The 18,143-nt window shown below is 29.7% G+C and carries 11 protein-coding genes; 8 read left to right on the top strand and 3 right to left on the bottom strand.

Annotation, left to right across the window (positions count from 1 at the left end; genetic code table 11):
- Window positions 1-50: 50 nt before the first annotated feature.
- Both polA and T369_RS0101580 read left to right on the top strand, forming a co-directional pair.
- On the top strand, window positions 51-2,690 hold the full coding sequence (polA, locus tag T369_RS0101585; protein WP_031550857.1) for a DNA polymerase I: 2,640 nt from the start codon (window positions 51-53) through the stop codon (window positions 2,688-2,690).
- Between the two features lie 310 nt (window positions 2,691-3,000).
- Window positions 3,001-4,260: a Glu/Leu/Phe/Val family dehydrogenase gene (locus T369_RS0101580; protein ID WP_031550855.1), complete on the top strand. Its 1,260-nt coding sequence runs from the start codon at window positions 3,001-3,003 to the stop codon at window positions 4,258-4,260.
- A gap of 69 nt (window positions 4,261-4,329) precedes the next feature.
- Here T369_RS0101580 and T369_RS0101575 read toward each other — a convergent pair whose 3' ends face one another.
- Together T369_RS0101575 and T369_RS0101570 are read right to left on the bottom strand one after the other, a co-directional pair.
- Window positions 4,330-6,318 carry an amidase family protein gene (locus T369_RS0101575; protein WP_031550852.1) on the bottom strand — a complete coding sequence of 663 codons (1,989 nt, stop codon included), beginning with the start codon at window positions 6,316-6,318 and terminating at the stop codon, window positions 4,330-4,332.
- A 134-nt stretch (window positions 6,319-6,452) separates the two neighbouring features.
- On the bottom strand, window positions 6,453-7,307 hold the full coding sequence (locus T369_RS0101570) for a 5'-nucleotidase, lipoprotein e(P4) family (protein WP_031550849.1): 855 nt from the start codon (window positions 7,305-7,307) through the stop codon (window positions 6,453-6,455).
- Between the two features lie 433 nt (window positions 7,308-7,740).
- Here T369_RS0101570 and gap point away from each other — a divergent pair, with 433 nt between their 5' ends.
- Both gap and T369_RS0101560 read left to right on the top strand, forming a co-directional pair.
- A complete protein-coding gene (gene gap, locus T369_RS0101565; protein WP_031550846.1) occupies window positions 7,741-8,760 on the top strand; it encodes a type I glyceraldehyde-3-phosphate dehydrogenase in 1,020 nt (339 codons plus the stop codon).
- Between the two features lie 350 nt (window positions 8,761-9,110).
- On the top strand, window positions 9,111-11,132 hold the full coding sequence (locus tag T369_RS0101560) for a hypothetical protein (protein WP_031550843.1): 2,022 nt from the start codon (window positions 9,111-9,113) through the stop codon (window positions 11,130-11,132).
- Window positions 11,133-11,210: 78 nt separating this feature from the next.
- Here the strand turns inward: T369_RS0101560 and T369_RS0101555 are convergent, their stop codons facing one another.
- The gene (locus tag T369_RS0101555; protein ID WP_031550840.1) at window positions 11,211-12,980 is read right to left on the bottom strand and encodes a glycerophosphoryl diester phosphodiesterase membrane domain-containing protein; all 1,770 of its coding nucleotides are present in this window, start codon (window positions 12,978-12,980) and stop codon (window positions 11,211-11,213) included.
- A 289-nt stretch (window positions 12,981-13,269) separates the two neighbouring features.
- On the opposite strand from T369_RS0101555, the gene T369_RS0101550 reads away from it, so the two are divergent.
- The 4 genes from T369_RS0101550 (at window position 13,270) to T369_RS0101535 (ending at window position 18,136) form a co-directional block, all read left to right on the top strand.
- On the top strand, window positions 13,270-14,772 hold the full coding sequence (locus T369_RS0101550; RefSeq protein ID WP_031550837.1) for a sucrose-specific PTS transporter subunit IIBC: 1,503 nt from the start codon (window positions 13,270-13,272) through the stop codon (window positions 14,770-14,772).
- Window positions 14,762-16,072: a glycoside hydrolase family 32 protein gene (locus T369_RS0101545; RefSeq protein WP_031550835.1), complete on the top strand. Its 1,311-nt coding sequence runs from the start codon at window positions 14,762-14,764 to the stop codon at window positions 16,070-16,072. The genes T369_RS0101550 and T369_RS0101545 overlap by 11 nt, the downstream gene beginning before the upstream one ends.
- A 1-nt stretch (window position 16,073) precedes the next feature.
- Entirely contained in the window at window positions 16,074-17,012 is a 939-nt protein-coding gene (locus T369_RS0101540; RefSeq protein ID WP_031550832.1) for a carbohydrate kinase family protein, read from the top strand.
- A gap of 311 nt (window positions 17,013-17,323) precedes the next feature.
- On the top strand, window positions 17,324-18,136 hold the full coding sequence (locus T369_RS0101535; RefSeq protein ID WP_031550830.1) for an MIP/aquaporin family protein: 813 nt from the start codon (window positions 17,324-17,326) through the stop codon (window positions 18,134-18,136).
- Window positions 18,137-18,143 lie beyond the last annotated feature (7 nt).

The raw sequence follows: 18,143 nt of genomic DNA, 5'->3' as shown, positions 1-18,143 counted from the left end.
TTGAGTCACTTCATTTGTGATTTATAGAAATTATTTTATAGGAGGAAAAAATGGATAAAATAATTTTATTAGATGGGAATAGCTTAAGTTATCGTGCTTATTATGCTATGCCAGCTCTAAAAAATAAAAAAGGTTTATATACAAATAGTGTATATGGCTTTACTTTGATGTTAGAAAAAATATTAGAAGATACCAAACCTAAATATGCATTAGTAGCATTTGATAAAGGAAAAGAGACATTTCGTCATAAAAGCTATGGAGCTTATAAAGGAACTAGGGACAAAACCCCTAATGAATTAGTAGAACAGTTTGGATATGTTCGAGAATTATTAGATTCATATGGTATAAAATATGAAGAGCACTTAGATTACGAGGCTGATGATATAATAGGTAGTTATGCGAAAATAGCCGAAAAAGCAGGGTTAGAAGTTATTATAGTATCAGGAGATAAAGACTTAACTCAGCTTGCTAGTGATAATATTACAGTTTACTATACTAAACGTGGAGTTACAGAAATTGATTATTATACCCCAGAGTTTATTAATGAGAAATACGGACTAACACCTCAACAAATAATCGATATGAAAGGATTAATGGGGGATAAATCTGACAATATTCCAGGTATTCCAGGGGTTGGAGAAAAAACTGCTATAAAATTATTAACTGAATATGAAACTGTAGAAAATGTACTAGAAAATATTGATAATATTAGTGGTAAAAAATTAAAAGAAAGATTAACTGAAGGTAAAGAAGATGCTATATTAAGTAAAAAACTAGCCACAATCTTTACTGATGTTCCTGTTGATAATAAAATAGAGGACCTTACTTTTAAAGAAGATAGAGAGAAGAAAAAAGAGTTATTTGAGAAATTAGAGTTTGTTTCATTTTTGAGAAAATTATCCCAAGAAAATAGCTCTGAAGACGCAGGTGAATCTGAAACTAAGGAAGAAAATATTAAAAAAGATATAAAAATTCAAATAGCTGATAAAGACACTAAATTAGATTTTAAAAATAGTGCATTACATATAGAATGCTATACTGAAGATTATCAAAATTCTGATGTGCTAGGTGTTTCTGTATATGTAGATGACATTGTATATATTTTTAGTGAGGAGAATTTCTTTGATAATAAATATGTTATTGAATATCTGCAAAGCCAAGAAGAAAAAACAGTTTATGATATAAAAAAAATCATTTATATAGCTAAAAAGAATAATATAGAAATTAATGGAGATGTATTTGATATTAAGATTGCTAATTATCTAATAGATGTTACATCAAAAAGTGAAATAGATAAAATAGTATTTAATTATCTAGGTGAGATAATTAGTAGTAATGAAGAAATCTATGGAAAAGGAGCTAAACGTTCCTTACCTACTCAAGAAGTTTTAAATTCATATATAGCCAAGATAGCAGCTAGTATTTTAGAAGTTAAGCCTCTAATGATAAAAAGGCTTGAAGAAGAAAATATGCTAGACCTATATAAAAATATTGAAATTAAAGTGGCTAGAGTGTTAGCTAATATGGAATTTGAAGGAATCCATGTTAGTAAAAAAGCTTTAGATGAAATGAGTCAGGAGTTTGATGAAAGAATTAAAGTCTTAGAAGGTAGTATTTATACTCTTGCTGGTTCAGAATTTAATATAGCTTCACCTAAGCAGCTTGGAGTAGTTCTATTTGAAGACTTAGGGTTACCGGTAGTTAAGAAAACAAAAACAGGTTACTCTACTGCCGTTGAAGTGCTAGAGCAGTTACAATATAAACATGATATTATTCCATTAATTATGGAGTATCGTACTTTAACAAAGTTAAATTCAACATATGCAAAAGGTTTAGTAAAAGATATTACACGTGAAGGGAAAATCCATACTCGTTATGAACAAACATTAACACAAACGGGTAGATTATCTTCAGTAAATCCGAATCTTCAAAATATTCCAACAAGAATAGAAGAAGGTAAAAAGATACGAAAAGCATTTATCCCGGCTTCTAGTGATAGAGTAATTTTATCTATAGACTACTCACAAATAGAATTACGTGTTTTAGCTCACATTGCCCAAGATAAAGGTATGATTGATGCATTTAAACATGATGTAGATATACATACAAAAACAGCAAGTGATGTCAATGGTGTACCACTAGATGAAGTAACACCAACTATGAGAAGGGAAGCTAAAGCAGTAAACTTTGGAATAGTTTATGGAATATCTGACTTTGGATTATCAAACAACCTTGGAATTACTAGAAAACGTGCAAAAGAATTTATTGAAAAGTATTTAGAAACATTTAAAGGTGTTGATAAATATATGACTGACATTGTAGAATTTGCTAAAGAGCATGGGTACGTAGAAACTTTATATAACAGAAGAAGAAGTTTGCCTGAAATCACTGCTAAAAACAAAATAATTGCAAATCTTAATGCACGTATTGCTATGAATACACCTATTCAAGGAACTGCGGCTGATATTATAAAAATAGCAATGATAAGTGCATATAACTACATCGAAGAAAGTAAGGTTGATGCAAAACTACTGTTACAAGTACACGACGAACTAATTTTTGATGTTAGTAAAGATATTTTAGAAGAATTTACTGATAAAATGGTAGCTATAATGGAAGAAGCGGCTAACCTAGATGTTAAGCTAAAAGCTGAAGCAAGTAGTGGACCTTCATGGTACGAAGCAAAATAAATAATAAATATAGTAAAAAACAGTTTTGATACGAGATCAAAGCTGTTTTTTATTGTACTAGTTAATAAAAATAATAAATATAAATAATATATTATTTAAATGAAAAAATAAAGTAATATTTATATTGAAAGTTATGAGGATTTCTATTTTAAAAAGCATATGAAAAATAATATTATAAATAATAAAAAAATATTATTTGTCTATGTAATTTTAGAAAAATATACTTTTTTAAAAAGTATTAGAGATTTGTTATAATATAGTAAACGAATACATTATTAAATGTAAAATTTAATTGTAAGGAGATAATGCTATGAACAACAATCCATTAATTAACGCAAGAGAACAAATCAAAAGTGCTTGTGATATATTAGGTTATAAAGAGGAAGTTTACGAATCACTAAAAGATCCTCAAAGATTTATTGAGATTACTATTCCGGTGAAAATGGATAGTGGAGAAGTGAAGTATTTTAAAGGGTTCCGTTCACAACATAATGATGCGATAGGGCCAACAAAAGGTGGACTTCGATTCCATCCATTAGTAACAGGAGATGAGGTAAAGGCATTATCAATTTGGATGACATTCAAATGTGCAGTTGCTAATCTACCATATGGTGGAGGAAAAGGAGGGGTTATAGTTGACCCTAAAGAACTATCAAAAGGTGAATTAGAAAGACTATCACGTGGATATATCCGTGGATTATATAAATACTTAGGAGAGAAACAAGATGTTCCAGCACCAGATGTTAATACAAATGGTCAAATTATGTCTTGGATGATTGATGAATATAACGTACTTACTGGAGAACAAGGAATAGGTACGTTAACAGGAAAACCATTAGAAATGGGCGGATCATTAGGAAGAACACAGGCTACAGGTCATGGGGTTGCATTATCTGCCAAACTTGCTTTAGAAAAAACTGGTAAAACAGTTGAGGGAGCTAAATTTTCTGTACAAGGATTTGGTAATGTAGGAAGTTATACAGTAGATACAGCCATAAAATATGGAGCTACAGTCGTTGCAGTAACAGAACGTGATGATGATGGAGTTCAATATGCAGTATATCGTGAAGAAGGACTATCATACGAAGAATTACAAAATTGTAAAGATACTAAAGTTAGATTCCATACTTTACCAAATACAAAACGTCTATCATTAGATGAATTCTGGGCTCTTGATGTAGATGTATTATGTCCTTGTGCTTTAGAAAATGCTATTGATTCTCATGAAGCAAGCTTAATTAAAGCACCTATTGTTTCAGAAGGTGCTAATGGACCAGCTACTCTTGAAGGAGATAAAGCTTTACAAGAAAAAGGTATTGTTGTAATTCCTGATATACTAGCTAATAGCGGTGGTGTTACTGTATCATACTTTGAATGGGTTCAAAACTTACAAGGATACTATTGGAGTGAAGAAGAAGTTGTTGAAAAACAAGATAAAGTTATGACAAAAGCATTTAACGATATTTGGGAAGTAAAAGAAAGATTCACTATTCCAATGAGAAAAGCTGCTTATGTAAACTCTATTGAGAAAATTGTAAAAAATATGAGACTAAAAGGTAGATTAAGCTAACTAAATTTTTTATTAACTTTATAATAAGAGAGTGACTTGAATTTTAAATTCAGGTCACTCTTTTTATAATTAGTTATTCTTTTTATTTCTATATAGCATTAGGGCTATTAAACCTAACGCAGCAATTGTAGTGAATGAAGTAGTGTTAGTTACCCCAGTTTTTGGTAAAGCTTTAACAGTAGAGTTATTATTTGCTTCTACTTTACTAAATTTTGGATAATTGCTAACAATATTTTTATCTGCTTTAGTAGTATCGGGATTAGCTGATGGTTTAACACTATCAATATTTAAAATAGGTAATTCTTCAACTACAGGAGCATAATTAGGTGTAGTATATTCAAATTTAGTATTGTAATCATTAACTCCAACTTTATTTCCATTTTCAGATAATGCAGTATTTCTAATACTTGAATTCATAATGAATTGCTTATTATCTTGGAATAATTGTCCCATTTCAAGTAATATTTTCTCTGAATTATTTCTACCAGCGAACATAACACCTAGTGGTAAGTTACTTTCGTTTTTGTATACAGGAAGAGAAATAGATGGGTTACCTGTAAGGTTGAATAGCCATGTAAATGGAGTTCTCTTCATCATAGGTTCCCATTGTTTTACTAATAAATCAAAGCGTTCTTTAGGGTCTTTAATATTATTAATGTTATATAATTTTTTCTCTACTTCAGGATCTACATAAGGGTCAATGCTCTTATCATTTGAAGGCGCTGTTACAGCATTAGTAGCCATTAAGAATAAATCATATTTTTTATAGAAATCATCCATTTGTTTTATATATGTGCTAGCTGGTTTAGCAGAAGAAATATCAGTATTACCTACCACTTTTCCTCTTGAAATAGTTGATGTTCCTAATGCATATGTAGCAGGATCAAGTTCATATTTTGTTGTCTCATTTGCAAGTTTTGCTGCTTGGGCGTATGCACCACCTATAGCACCAACTGTATATGTTCTGATTCCTTCATATCCATCAACAGGGAACTCATTAACTTCTTCAACTTCAAAACCTTGAGCTTTTAAGAAATCTACAGCTTTTAGAACTGCTTTTTTACCGTCTTCACTTAATTCAACATCTTTAAGTGGGGTTTTAAGAGTATAAGCTACTTTTAGTTTTTTTAAGTCGCTTGGTACTTCTTCAAGTGTTTTAGGTTTACTAATGTTAGTTTTATCAAAGTAAACTTTAGCATCTTCAATAGTTTTAACAAGAGGGAATTTAACTACATGTCCTGTAGGTTTTAAACCGATTAAACCTGTCCAAGAAGCTGGAATACGGATAGATCCTCCAGCATCACTAGCACTAGCAATTGGAACCATACCACTAGCTACAGCACCAGCACTTCCTCCTGAAGAACCTCCAGTATTTCGTGATGGATCAGCAGGGTTTCCCGCAGGTCCAAATAATTTAGAATCTGTAATATTTCTAGTTCCTAGCTCAGGATAGTTAGTTTGACCTAAAATGACAAATCCTAATTTTCTGAATTCTTTTGCTACCATTAAGTCGTTTTTTGATACTTTCCCCTTGTTAAAGTAAACACCATTTGATGCATCACCATTTTTGATTTGGTCTAACCCTTTAATAAGTGTAGGTACACCTAAAAATGGTTGTTCATCCCAGTTAACAGGGTTAGAAGAAGCTGTTCCTGCTTTTATACGATTATCAATTTCCTTAGCGTCAGAATAAGCTTGTTCTTTAATAGCAGCTGGAATTTTTCCATTTTCTGTTGTAAGTACAGCATTAAGTTTTGGATTTTCTTGGTCAATTGTTTTATATGCAAGGTTTACTAGCTCTTCACTAGTTACTTTTTTCTCGCGAATTAATTGAGCTAGCTCCAAGGCACTTTTTTGCTTGTACTCAGAAACAGTCATAGGAATTTTATTACTAATTTCCTTAGGTTCTTTTTGAAAAGTTGGTTGAGCGGCTGGTTGAGTAGCTGCAACTGTAGTACTTTCATCATTTGCTTTAGCGTTATTGTCTGCAAATATAGGGAACATTGCTGCTGTTGTAAATGCAGGTATAAGTACGTATTTTAATTTGTTTTTTTTCATTTTATGCTCCTTAAATATATATAGAAATATTTTCTAGTTTGTATTATACTCTTGAAAAATAATGTAATCAAGGAAAATGTTTTCAAATATAAAAAGAAGAGGTGAGGTCCACCTCCTCTTTAATAAAATATAGATTATTTATAACCTTTAAGAGCATTCATACGAGCTTCAGATTGACCTTTAGCGTCTTTTTTCTCACCTTTATAAACTGCAGATTCCCATGATCCGTACATAGGGTTAGGGAAGATAATGAATTTTTCACCAAATTCACCTTTTAATTCTTCGTATAATTTTTCTCTATCAGTTTCTGATGTTTTAGAGAAGTCAGCAAAGTCTACTAGATTATCCCCAAATAGCATAATTAAATTAGTATGTTTCATAACTTCTTGTCGACGTGGTTCTTTAGATTTATCTCCCTCTTTTTTAAACATTAAATGATCACGTCCTTGAACAGGAATACCTTGTTCCTCAAGATTTTTAATAGTTGCATCTATTTGAGAATCAGTTCTATCAGAAATATAGTAGATTTGAACTTTATTTTTATCAGCGAATTGAAGGAATTCTTTAGCTCCAGCAACAGGTTTTGCGGCTGCTTTTTGAACCCATTCATCCCAATCTTTAGCGTTAAATGCAGTTCCATCTTTAATATTTTGAACTTGATATGGGGTATTATCTAATACAGTTTCATCTAAGTCTAATACAATTGAGTATGGCTTTTCTGAAGGTGTTTTTAAATATTCTTTTAACTTAGCTGTTGCTATGTTATAACCTTGTTGGTATAGTGCATCTACTTCTGCAGCATTTTGATACCACAGAGTTCCCATAGTGTTTTCTCTAGATCTTAGTTCATCGTAAGAAAGAGTAATCTTGTTATCAGAATTTTTATTTTCTTCTTTTGAACTGTTATCAGATTTTTGAGCACATCCAGTTGCTAAAACAACAGATGCTAATAATGATGTCATAGTGACAACAACTTTTTTTCTTTTCATAGTTAGTTATTAACTCCTTTTTATGTTATCTAATATTAAGTATAGAACATGAAAATACAAAAATCAAGCCCTTTCAAAAGTTAAGAAACAAAAAAATATTTTAATATAAAATTTATTTAAAATATTAGCAATGCAAAAAATTCCCTTATAATAAAAGGTTTTAAATTTTGATGAAAAATATAAATTTTTATTTCATAAATATTTATATCATAAAAGTCTGTAATTTAAGTTTTAAGATATTGAAATTACTATTTTGATATGATATACTGTGTTTAGGTGTTTTGAAACGCTTACTATAAGTTTGCTTATAGAATGTACATTATGAATTTAAATAAAATTAAAAAGTTTATTTTACTATAAAAACGTGATTTAATCAAAATGAATTTTTAAGAAACTTATAGTAATAAAATAAATTTTTAGGGGGAAAAAACACATGACAATAAAAGTTGCTATTAATGGTTTTGGTCGAATTGGGAGATTAGTCTTGAGACAGATACAAGCACAACATGCTGATGATATTGAAGTTGTTGCAGTAAATAGATCAAGAATGAGACCAATTAATCAGATAGTATATTTATTAAGATATGACACAACTCAAGGAGCTTTTCCAGGAACTGTAGAAGAGGGAGAAGGAGCATTTATAGTTAATGGAAAAGAAATTAAAGTATTTGGGGAACCAGATCCAGAAAACCTTCCTTGGAAAGAATTAGGTGTTGATATCGTTTTAGAATGTAGTGGTAGATTCAATAGTAAAGAAAAAGCTGAAGCACATATTAGAGCTGGAGCTAAAAAAGTACTATTATCTGCACCAGGTGGTAATGATGTAAAAACAATAGTTTATAATGTTAATCATGAAATATTAACAGGGGAAGAAACTGTTATTTCAGGTGCTTCTTGTACAACTAACTGTTTAGCTCCAATGGCAAAAGTGCTTCATGATAATTTTGGAATTGTTCAAGGACTAATGACTACAATTCATGGTTATACTGGAGATCAACATACTTTAGATGGTTCTCATAATAAAGGAGACTTTAGAAGAGGACGTGCAGCTGCAGAAAATATTGTACCTAATACAACAGGTGCAGCTAAAGCAATAGGACTAGTAATTCCGGAATTAAATGGTAAATTAGATGGTGCTGCACAACGTGTACCAGTACCAACTGGATCATTAACAGAATTATTCGCCAATGTTGAGAAAAAAGTAACTGTTGAAGAAATCAACGAAGTTATGAAAAAAGCAGCAAATGAATCATACGGTTATACAGAAGATCCTATAGTTTCATCTGATATTATAGGTATGAGTTATGGATCTTTATTCGATGCTACTCAAACTAAAGTAATAGGTTTAGGAGATAAACAATTAGTAAAAGTTGTAGCATGGTATGATAATGAAATGTCATATACAGCACAATTAATTAGAACATTAAAACATTTCGTAAAATTAGTTAAATAATAAAAAAATTAAGAGAGAATGATAATCCAAATAAAAAAGATTATCATTCTTTTTTTAAAACATAAGATAATTTTTATTTTTCTAAATATAACTATAATAAAAATTTATTTGTAATCAACTATTTTTAAAATGGCAGTTCCTTTGAGAAAAGTATAAAAATAATATATCGTAAATATATAAAACGTTTTAGAGCTTATTATAGAAACTTTTGAAAACGATAAGATTTTGTTGTAATATGGTACATATAAAACAAAATACGAAGATGATTAATGTTATATCAGATAAGATAATGATAGAAATATATTTAGGAGAAATATTTTTTGTGTTATTTTTAAAACGGGGTGAAATAAATGAATAAAAAAATTATATTAAAATTATCGAGTGGAATTTTAGGTGGTGTATTAGTTCTATCTGGAATACCGCAGTTTGGGAAAGTAGAAGTTCACGCTAAGGAAAATATTGAAGTAGAAGTAAATCAAGATGCACAAGTTAGAATTATAGAGAATGATGAGGGTGCTATACTTGAAATAAAAGCTATTAAAGACATAAAAAATATTGATGTAAAAATAACATTAGATGGCAAAAAAACTATAAATTACCATATAGATAAACTAGCAGCAGGAGAAATCGAGCAAAGGGAAATATCTAAAGATGAACTTGAAAAGATAAAAAAATATAGGGTATTACCTAACACAGCTATTGTTAGAAAATCTTTACAAAAAAGTGCAATAGTACATGATACTATATTCAAAGTTAAAGTGAGTTATGATGTTGAAGGAGAAGTAGAAGCAACATCGTCACAAACCGAAAATAATAATGGATCAACAAGACAAAATGCAAAATTAGATTTCTTAGTATTAACTAGTGCTAATAAACCAATATCTGATACATTAACATTCAAATTTGCAAATAAAAAGCATCCTGAGGAAGTTGTTGAGATAACATCAAAAGATGGGATGCTAACTAGTTCCCAACTGTATACAAATGAAGAATATAATATATCTATAAAAGATAATAAAAAATATTCGTTTGATCCAATAGATGTAGTACTTAAAAAAGAAGAAGGTTATTATATTCTTTATGATGCAAAAACAGAACGTATTATAAATCATTTAGACTTAAAAGCCAAAAAAGAGAGTGCTACTTCAACAAGTAAACATTTATCTTTAGATAGTATATCTGCAAAAGTACTAGATAAGAATAATCAAGTATCGGAAAATGTACAATTTAGATTATTTGAATATGATGGAAATATACCTAATATTGTGAAACAACCTAAAACTTCAAAAGATGGAACAGTGACAGTTAAATCAAATGATTTAAAACCAAATACTAAGTATGAGTTAAGAATAGAAAAAAGAGATGTTGCATTTAGTAGGGAAAGTCTAGTATTTACAACTGATGATAAAGGAAGAATAAATAATTTAGATAATAAGGCTGTTACAGATAAAACATCTGATGTAGTTGAATTTAAAGAAGAAGTAAAAAATGATCAAAATGTTAAAGTGGTAAAATCACAGTTTAGAGTTGTTGATGAAAAAGGAAACCCAGTTGAAAATGTTGAATTATCTGTAAGTGGAATAAGAACGAAAATAACTACTTTAAAAAACAGTAAATCAAATAAAAATGGTATAGTTGAATTAGATTTAGAAGGTAAAGTAAATGGAGTAGAATATATAGTTAATGTCTCAAAAAATGATCAGTTTAACTGGGAATTTAAACCAGATTCAATAAATGTAAGTGTATCAGAAGATGGAATAATTGAATATGGTAAAGCAACTAGCTATTCAACTTTTAACTATGAAGGAAAAGAAATACCCGTATTTGTAGTTAAAAAAGTTGATTTAAATCATTTAAAAACTGATTTAGCAAATAAAATAAAAGAAGCAGAAGAAGTTTTAAATACTAAAGATTCAAAACAATTACGTGATTTAGTAACCTCAGCTAAAGAAGAACTTGCAAAACCAGAGACACTACCGATATATGTGAATGGTTATCTTAAAGATATAGAAAAAGAATTAGAAAAAATTAAAAAAGATAGTGCTAGTTCAAAAGAAGAAAAAGACAAAGTGAAAATAGGAACTATTTCACAAATAGTGGTAATGAATAAAGAACAACCAGTATTTGATGAACTAGAATTTGAGTTAGTCAGTAAAAAGAATCCTAATGATGTTATAGCGATAAGAAGTTCTCAGAGTATGCTATCTAATATTAATGTTAAAATGGGAAATGTCTATACGTTAAGAATAAAAAATAGTAAAAAATACTCGTATCAAAAAGATATAGAAATTCATGATGAGGATGGCGAAGCAATACTATTTGTATTAGGTACTGAAGAACCACTTGTTAATATTGATTTAGTTGAGAAATAAGTTCATGATAATTTCTAATAATGATTAATAAAAAAGTAAACCTATATAAGTTAATTTACCAACTTATATAGGTTTTTTCTAATCTTCTAGTCCCGCTAACCTCAATACTCGATCAAAATAAGAGTTGTTTTTTTCTAATTTTTCTTTTGTTTCTTTCACTTGAGTAGGTTCGTCTGTTATTATACCATTTGCAGGACTTTGTAAATATTTAGTAATTAAGCTAGGTTCATTTATTGTCCAAACATAAACACTTTTATTCTGTTTTTTTGCTTGTTCCACTAAACTATTACTAAATGAAAAGTCTTCTATAGCAAAGAAGTCAACATTATTATTAGAAAACTTACCAAACTGGAAAGGAATTATATATCCAGTTTCTAGTTGAGGCGCTTTAGATTCTAATTCTTCCATAATTTTTAAATCTAGGGACATATATTTATAATTTTTTTCTATATCTAACTCTTTTACCTTCTCTAGGAATATATCAACATAGTTATTTGGTTCACCACCATGTGGTTTTAATTCTACTACAAGTTTCATGTTAAGTTCTTTAGCTCTTTTTACATATTCTTCAAAAGATGGTATCTTACTTGTATGACCTGATTGGGAAATAGGTAAACCTACTAATTCATTATATGTCATATCTTGAACTTTTTTATTTATACCTGCAAGACGTTTTAAATTATAATCGTGCATTACTATAAACTTATTATCTTTTGTCATAAGAACATCCATCTCAACATAATCGACTCCAGCTTCAGCTGCAGCTTCAAGAGATTCAATAGAATTTTCTACACCTTTTTCTACATATCCTCTATGGGCAATTGTTTTGATATTGTCATTAACTCCATTAGAGTATAAAGTAAAACCATTAAAAATAATTATTCCTAAAACTAAAACTGTTGATAAGAAAAGAAGAACTCGCGATTTTTTCTTATCTTCTTTTTTATTTATAACCATTTCTTTAGATATCTGATCTTGTTCTATTAATACTGTAATAATTGCGGTTATACTCGTTACTTTAGAAAGGGCTCCAAAGAAAAAGATAGTTGCACTTAGGATAGTAAAGAATACTGTTTCGATAATAAAATTATTGCCTTTTGGATCAATAAAAGCTAATAATGATACTGTTAAACTTACTGTGGTAAATGAAATTATGGCATAAATTAATTCAAATATACCTATAGTAATAAAGAATTTAAATTTACCTTTTTTAGTGAGTCTCCAACTTTCTTTTATACTATCTAAAATTTTCTTATCACTTATAGCTGTTAGAGGAAGAGTAAATATCAATCTAATATGTATATATGTAGATAGTATAACAACAGCAGCTAAAATCAAACTTCCAGAATTAGATTTAGAAAGTTCATCTGTGATAAATTTAGGAATATAAAAATTCTGTGAGAGTATTGATTTTATACCAATATTAGCAACAGGGATAGATAAAATAAAGTAACCAATGAAAAATATGATTTGAATACCTATTAAATTTTTCATTTTCTTCCATGCGTTACCAGCAATGTTACGAATAGAATAGGTGCTCTCTACTAATTGACCGTAAATAGTAAAGGTTAATGTAGAAAATTCTATAAACATAAAAAATGCTGCAGTGAGAATTAAGACTATGAGTAGTATAAAACTAATAGGGTTTGAAATAATATGGTAAATATTATTTTTATCTAGATTATCTTCTCCTGCAAAGTTTAAAGCTAAACGAAATATATTGGAAATTAACCAAATACCACATAGTAATGTTAATTGTAATACGGTAGCGACTGCAAGATAGGTTGATTTATTTTTATAGATATTAGTCCATATTTTGCTAAAAAGCCGTAGAATAGATATATTCATTGAAGTTCCTTCCGTTAAGTTAATTATAAAGCTGCTTTGATTATATCAAAGTTAAAATCCTATAAGCAAGAAATATACTATTTTTTAAAAATCAATCGCTAAAATAATGATTGTTTTTCAGTTTAAAAAAATAAAAATAAAAAATTTAGGTAACGTTACTTTTTTCTATTGACAAATCTACTTAAGTAATATAGAATATAAAAAGTAACGTTACCATTTATATTTTATCGGTTTTTACCGAAGTGTTATTATTAAAAATAAATAAAAATAAAAAAGGAGAAAAAATATAATGGATTTAAAAAAAGTTGTTAATGAAGTTGTAGAACACAGTGGTGGCGAAAGCAACATTCGTAGTGTAGTTCACTGTGCAACACGTCTTCGTTTAGAATTAAATGATGAGGAAAAATATGATAAGGATAAGTTAGAGGATATTGAAGGGGTTAAAGGTGTATTCTTTAATAATGGACAACTTCAATTAATCTTCGGAAGTGGTTTAGTTCAACAAGTATATGCTGCTTATAACGATGCTTATAAAGGAAATAATGTTAATAGTGAAGAAGATTCTTCAGATACAGTAAAAAAAGCAAAAGGAAATCCTATTCAACGTTTTGTTAAAATGTTAAGTGATATCTTCGTACCAATCATTCCAGCGATTGTTGCTGGAGGGTTATTAATGGGGATTAATAACGTATTAACATCTAAAGATTTATTCTATACTGGTAAATCAGTTATTGAAGCTAACCCAAGTATTGCTGGACTTGCTGATATGGTTAACGTTTTTGCTAATGCACCGTTCGTATTCTTACCAGTATTAATTGGTTTTTCTGCAACTAAGCGTTTTGGTGGTAACCCATATCTTGGGGCAGCACTTGCAATGTTAATGGTTCACCCAGATATTATGAACTTCTATACATTTGGTAAATTAGATCCAGCTACTAATCAACTATTAGCACCAGCTGTAGATATTGTTAACCAAAGTGGGCAAGTAGTAGAAGGTTTACAAAAAGTAACAACTCTACAATATTGGGATGTATTTGGATTTAAGATTGCAAAAGTAGGATATCAAGGTACAGTATTGCCTATCTTAGCGGCAGCATGGATTCTTGCGACTATCGAGAAATTCTTACGTCGCGTAACACCATCATGGTTAGATAACTTAACTACACCATTAATTTCATTATTCGTAACTGGATTTGTAACATTTGCATGGATGGGGCCAGTTCTTCGTGAAGCAGGTACTCTACTTGGAGAAGGATTACAATGGTTATACACTAATGGTGGATTTATTGGAGCTGGTATCTTTGGTCTATTATATGCACCAATCGTTATTACTGGTCTTCACCAAAGTTTCGCAGCTATCGAAACTCAATTATTAGCTGCAACAGGACTAACATTTATTTTCCCTATTGCATCTATGTCAAACGTAGCTCAAGGGGCAGCAGTTCTAGCAGTATTAGTATTCTCTAAAAACACAAAAATGAAATCAATTTCTTCAGCATCAGGTATTTCTGCTTTACTAGGTATTACAGAACCAGCGATGTTTGGGGTTAACTTAAGACTTAAATATCCATTCTACGGAGCTATAGCAGGAAGTGCTGTAGGTAGTGCATGGATTGGATTTAACAAAGTATTTGCATCAGCTTTAGGTGCAGCAGGGCTTCCAGGATTCATCTCAATTCCTGCAAATCACTGGTCAGTATTTGCCATTGGTATAGCATTATCATTCATAGTAGCATTCTCAGTAACAGCATACTTCTTCAAAACTAAGAAAGAGCTTGTGAATGCTAGCTAATAATTGGAAGCAAAATCTTCATTTAGAACCAGAAAAAGGTTGGCTAAATGATCCAAACGGACTAGCTTATTTTAAAGGTAAATATCATATATTTCATCAATACTCATATGAAGTAAATGGTGGATTGAAACTATGGTATTACTATACAAGTAGCGATCTTAAAAAATATGAAGATCAAGGCGTATTCTTAACACCAACAATTGAAGAAGAAAAAAGTGGTGTTTACTCTGGAAGTGCTAATGTAGAAGGTGATAAGTTAGTTTTCTATTACACAGGAAATGTGAAATATAAAGGAGATTATGACTACGTTCATGCTGGGCGTGGTCATAATACCATATCATTCTCAACAGAGGATGGAGTAAACTTTACTGAGAAAAAATGTCTTTTAACGACAGATGATTATCCTAATATGTCAAACCATGTTAGGGACCCAAAAGTATTCGAAAAAAATGGTAAAAACTATCTAGTGCTTGGAGCTAGAGATAGTAATGATTATGGATGCTTATTAGTATATGATAATGATACTTTAGAACCATACAAAACTATTTACTCTGAGAAAAATCTAGGTTTTATGTGGGAATGTCCAGACTATTTTGAAGTAGATGGAAAAGAAATCTTTATGTTCTCTCCTCAAGGAATATCTAGAATGTATCCTAATTATGAGAATATGTATCAAATTGGATATTCAGTTGTAGAAGAAGGAATTGAGAATGTAGAAAAAATAAATAACTTTAGTCTATTAGATTACGGTCATGATTTTTATGCTTCGCAAACATTTTTAGATGAAGATAATAATCGTGTACTAATAGGATGGATGTATGTTCCAGATAGTAGTTATACAAACCCAACATCAAAATTTGGATATCAAAACTGTTTAACAATACCTCGTGTAGTAAATTATAAAGATGGTAAAGTACGCCAAACATTGCACAAGTCAGTAAAAGAATTATTAGGAGAAAGTATAAAAGATAGTGATTTTACTGAGAAAACATGGTATTATAAACAAGAGCATGGTCAAGAGTTTGAAATCGAAATAGCTGATTTTAAAGTGAGCTACAATGATAATGAATTAAAAGTAGATTTTGGGACTAGTGGCTATGGTCGTGATAATAGAAATTATAAAGTGAATATAGAAAATGTAGAAATAGTTTTTGATAGTTCATCAATAGAATTATTTGCTAATGACGGATCTTTTGCATTATCAACAAGATTTTATCCAGATAATCACAATGTGAAAATTTCAGCAAATAATTATATAGCACAAAAACTAGGAAAGATAGAAATTAGAGAGGAGAACTAGAATGGCAGTTTTATGTATAGGAGAAATGCTAATTGACTTTATTGGCGAAGGTGTAGGTAAAATCGATACTGTTAAATCTTTTAAAAAAGAAGCTGGGGGATGTGTAGCTAATGTTGCATGTGTCACTCAAAAATTAGGTCATAAGAGTTATCTATTAACATCATTAGGAGAAGATGGCTTCGGAGATTTCTTAGAAAATACTTTAAGAAAAGAAAATGTAGATTGTAAATATGTAAGCCGAAAAGGGCATAGTTTTACACCATTAGCATTTGTATCTTTAGATGAAACAGGAGACCGTTCATTTAGTTTTTACTTCAAAGGTTCTTCAGCTTTAAAAATTAGTAAAGAAGATGTAGAAAAAGTAGATTTATCTGAAATAGAAGCAATTCACTTTGCTAGTATTGCTATTCAAGAAGAATCAAAAGAAAGCCATCATCTTTTATTAAAAAAAGCAAAAGAAGCTGGAGTTCTAATTTGTTTCGATGTTAACTTAAGATTTAATCTTTGGGAAGATAAAAAAGTATATTTAGAAACAATTAAAGAATTTTTACCATATGTTGATGTAATCAAGGTTGCTGATAACGAACTTGAATTTTTAACTGGTACAACAAATATTAAAGAAGCTCTAGAAAAAGACTTTTCACACATAAAAGTTGTTCTTTACACTAAAGGAGAACATGGAGCAGAAGTATATTATCAAGATAAAAAAGCCGTAACAGAAATTCCAAATGTTAGGGCAATAGATACTACAGGGGCAGGAGATGCTTTTGCAGGTTCATTTTTATCAAAACTATTAAATCATAATAATCTTGATGAAATAACAGAAGAAGAATTATCGGAAATGGCTACTTTTGCAACAAACTACGCTAGCTTGACGACGACAAAAACAGGTGCTATTTCTAGTTATTTAACAGAAGAAGAGTATAAAAATTTAATATAAAATAAACTATTAGGTAAATTGACCTTAGAAAATTGTTTAATTATAAATATTTTAATAAAAAATAATATAATTTTATTTATTTTGATTATTTTTTTAAGAGTATTTTAATTAGTTTGGTATTATAGTATTTACATATATAAATATATGATAAGTGAAGTATATTTTATATTTTTGATTATACAGATTCTATAATAATAATTAGAAAAAAAGGAGTATTTTTGATTTACATAACAAAAAATAATAGTTCAAATATTATTGTTTTTTCGGTATAATGCAATTATATTAATATATGAAAAGGAGATAAAACTTTAATGCAAAATTATTCTTTAAAAAATGATTTTTTAGGAGAGTTAATTGGGTCATTTGTCTTAGTTCTTTTTGGAACAGGTGCGGTGGCAGCAGCTGTCCTATATGATGCTCATCAAAGTTTATTCCAAATTGGTATGATTTGGGCATTAGCAGTAACTTTTGGTATTTATATGACTAGACATCTAAGTAACGCTCACTTTAACCCAGCGGTTTCAGTAGCTATGGTACTAACAGGTCGTATGAGTGCAAAGAGATTACCAACTTATGTAGCAGGACAATTTATAGGTTCATTATTAGGAGCTTTAACAGTTTATGGCATATATGGTTCATCAATAGCTCAATATGAAGCTAAGAAAAATATTGTTAGAGGTACTTTTGAATCTGTAACAACAGCGAAAATGTTTGGTGAATATTATAACCAACCAGGTGGATATAATATATCTATGCCACTTGCTTTTGCAGTAGAGGCTTTAGGAACGTTTTTATTAGTACTTATTATTTTCTTATTTACAGAAGGTGCAAATGTAGGAAGACCAAATGATAATACAGCTCCAATTTTAATAGGGTTAACAGTAGGATCACTTCTTGCGCTATTAGCATCAATTACACAAGCTGGTATGAACCCAACACGTGACTTCGCACCACGTTTAGTAGCGTGGATGTTCGGTTGGGGTAGTGCAGCATTCCCAGACTCAAGTGGAGGCTTCTTCTGGGTATATATTCTTGCACCACTTATTGGTGGTATTCTAGCTGGATATTTCTTTACAAAAGTATTAGAGCCAGCTATGAAAAAACAATCAGAACTAAATAAATAAAATCACA

This window comes from Gemella sanguinis ATCC 700632 (assembly GCF_000701685.1).
Lineage (GTDB): Bacteria > Bacillota > Bacilli > Staphylococcales > Gemellaceae > Gemella > Gemella sanguinis.
The sequence above is the reverse complement of the archived record's forward strand: the minus strand, read 5'-3'. Positions and strand labels throughout refer to the sequence as shown.

Bases quoted from the DNA above. Each gene is read 5' to 3' on its own strand.
- T369_RS0101550 (WP_031550837.1), top strand. From the start codon at position 13,270: ATGGATTTAAAAAAAGTTGTTAATGAAGTTGTAGAACACAGTGGTGGC.
- T369_RS0101575 (WP_031550852.1), bottom strand. From the start codon at position 6,318: ATGAAAAAAAACAAATTAAAATACGTACTTATACCTGCATTTACAACA.
- T369_RS0101570 (WP_031550849.1), bottom strand. From the start codon at position 7,307: ATGAAAAGAAAAAAAGTTGTTGTCACTATGACATCATTATTAGCATCT.
- T369_RS0101555 (WP_031550840.1), bottom strand. From the start codon at position 12,980: ATGAATATATCTATTCTACGGCTTTTTAGCAAAATATGGACTAATATC.
- T369_RS0101535 (WP_031550830.1), top strand. From the start codon at position 17,324: ATGCAAAATTATTCTTTAAAAAATGATTTTTTAGGAGAGTTAATTGGG.
- polA (WP_031550857.1), top strand. From the start codon at position 51: ATGGATAAAATAATTTTATTAGATGGGAATAGCTTAAGTTATCGTGCT.
- T369_RS0101540 (WP_031550832.1), top strand. From the start codon at position 16,074: ATGGCAGTTTTATGTATAGGAGAAATGCTAATTGACTTTATTGGCGAA.
- gap (WP_031550846.1), top strand. From the start codon at position 7,741: ATGACAATAAAAGTTGCTATTAATGGTTTTGGTCGAATTGGGAGATTA.
- T369_RS0101545 (WP_031550835.1), top strand. From the start codon at position 14,762: ATGCTAGCTAATAATTGGAAGCAAAATCTTCATTTAGAACCAGAAAAA.
- T369_RS0101580 (WP_031550855.1), top strand. From the start codon at position 3,001: ATGAACAACAATCCATTAATTAACGCAAGAGAACAAATCAAAAGTGCT.
- T369_RS0101560 (WP_031550843.1), top strand. From the start codon at position 9,111: ATGAATAAAAAAATTATATTAAAATTATCGAGTGGAATTTTAGGTGGT.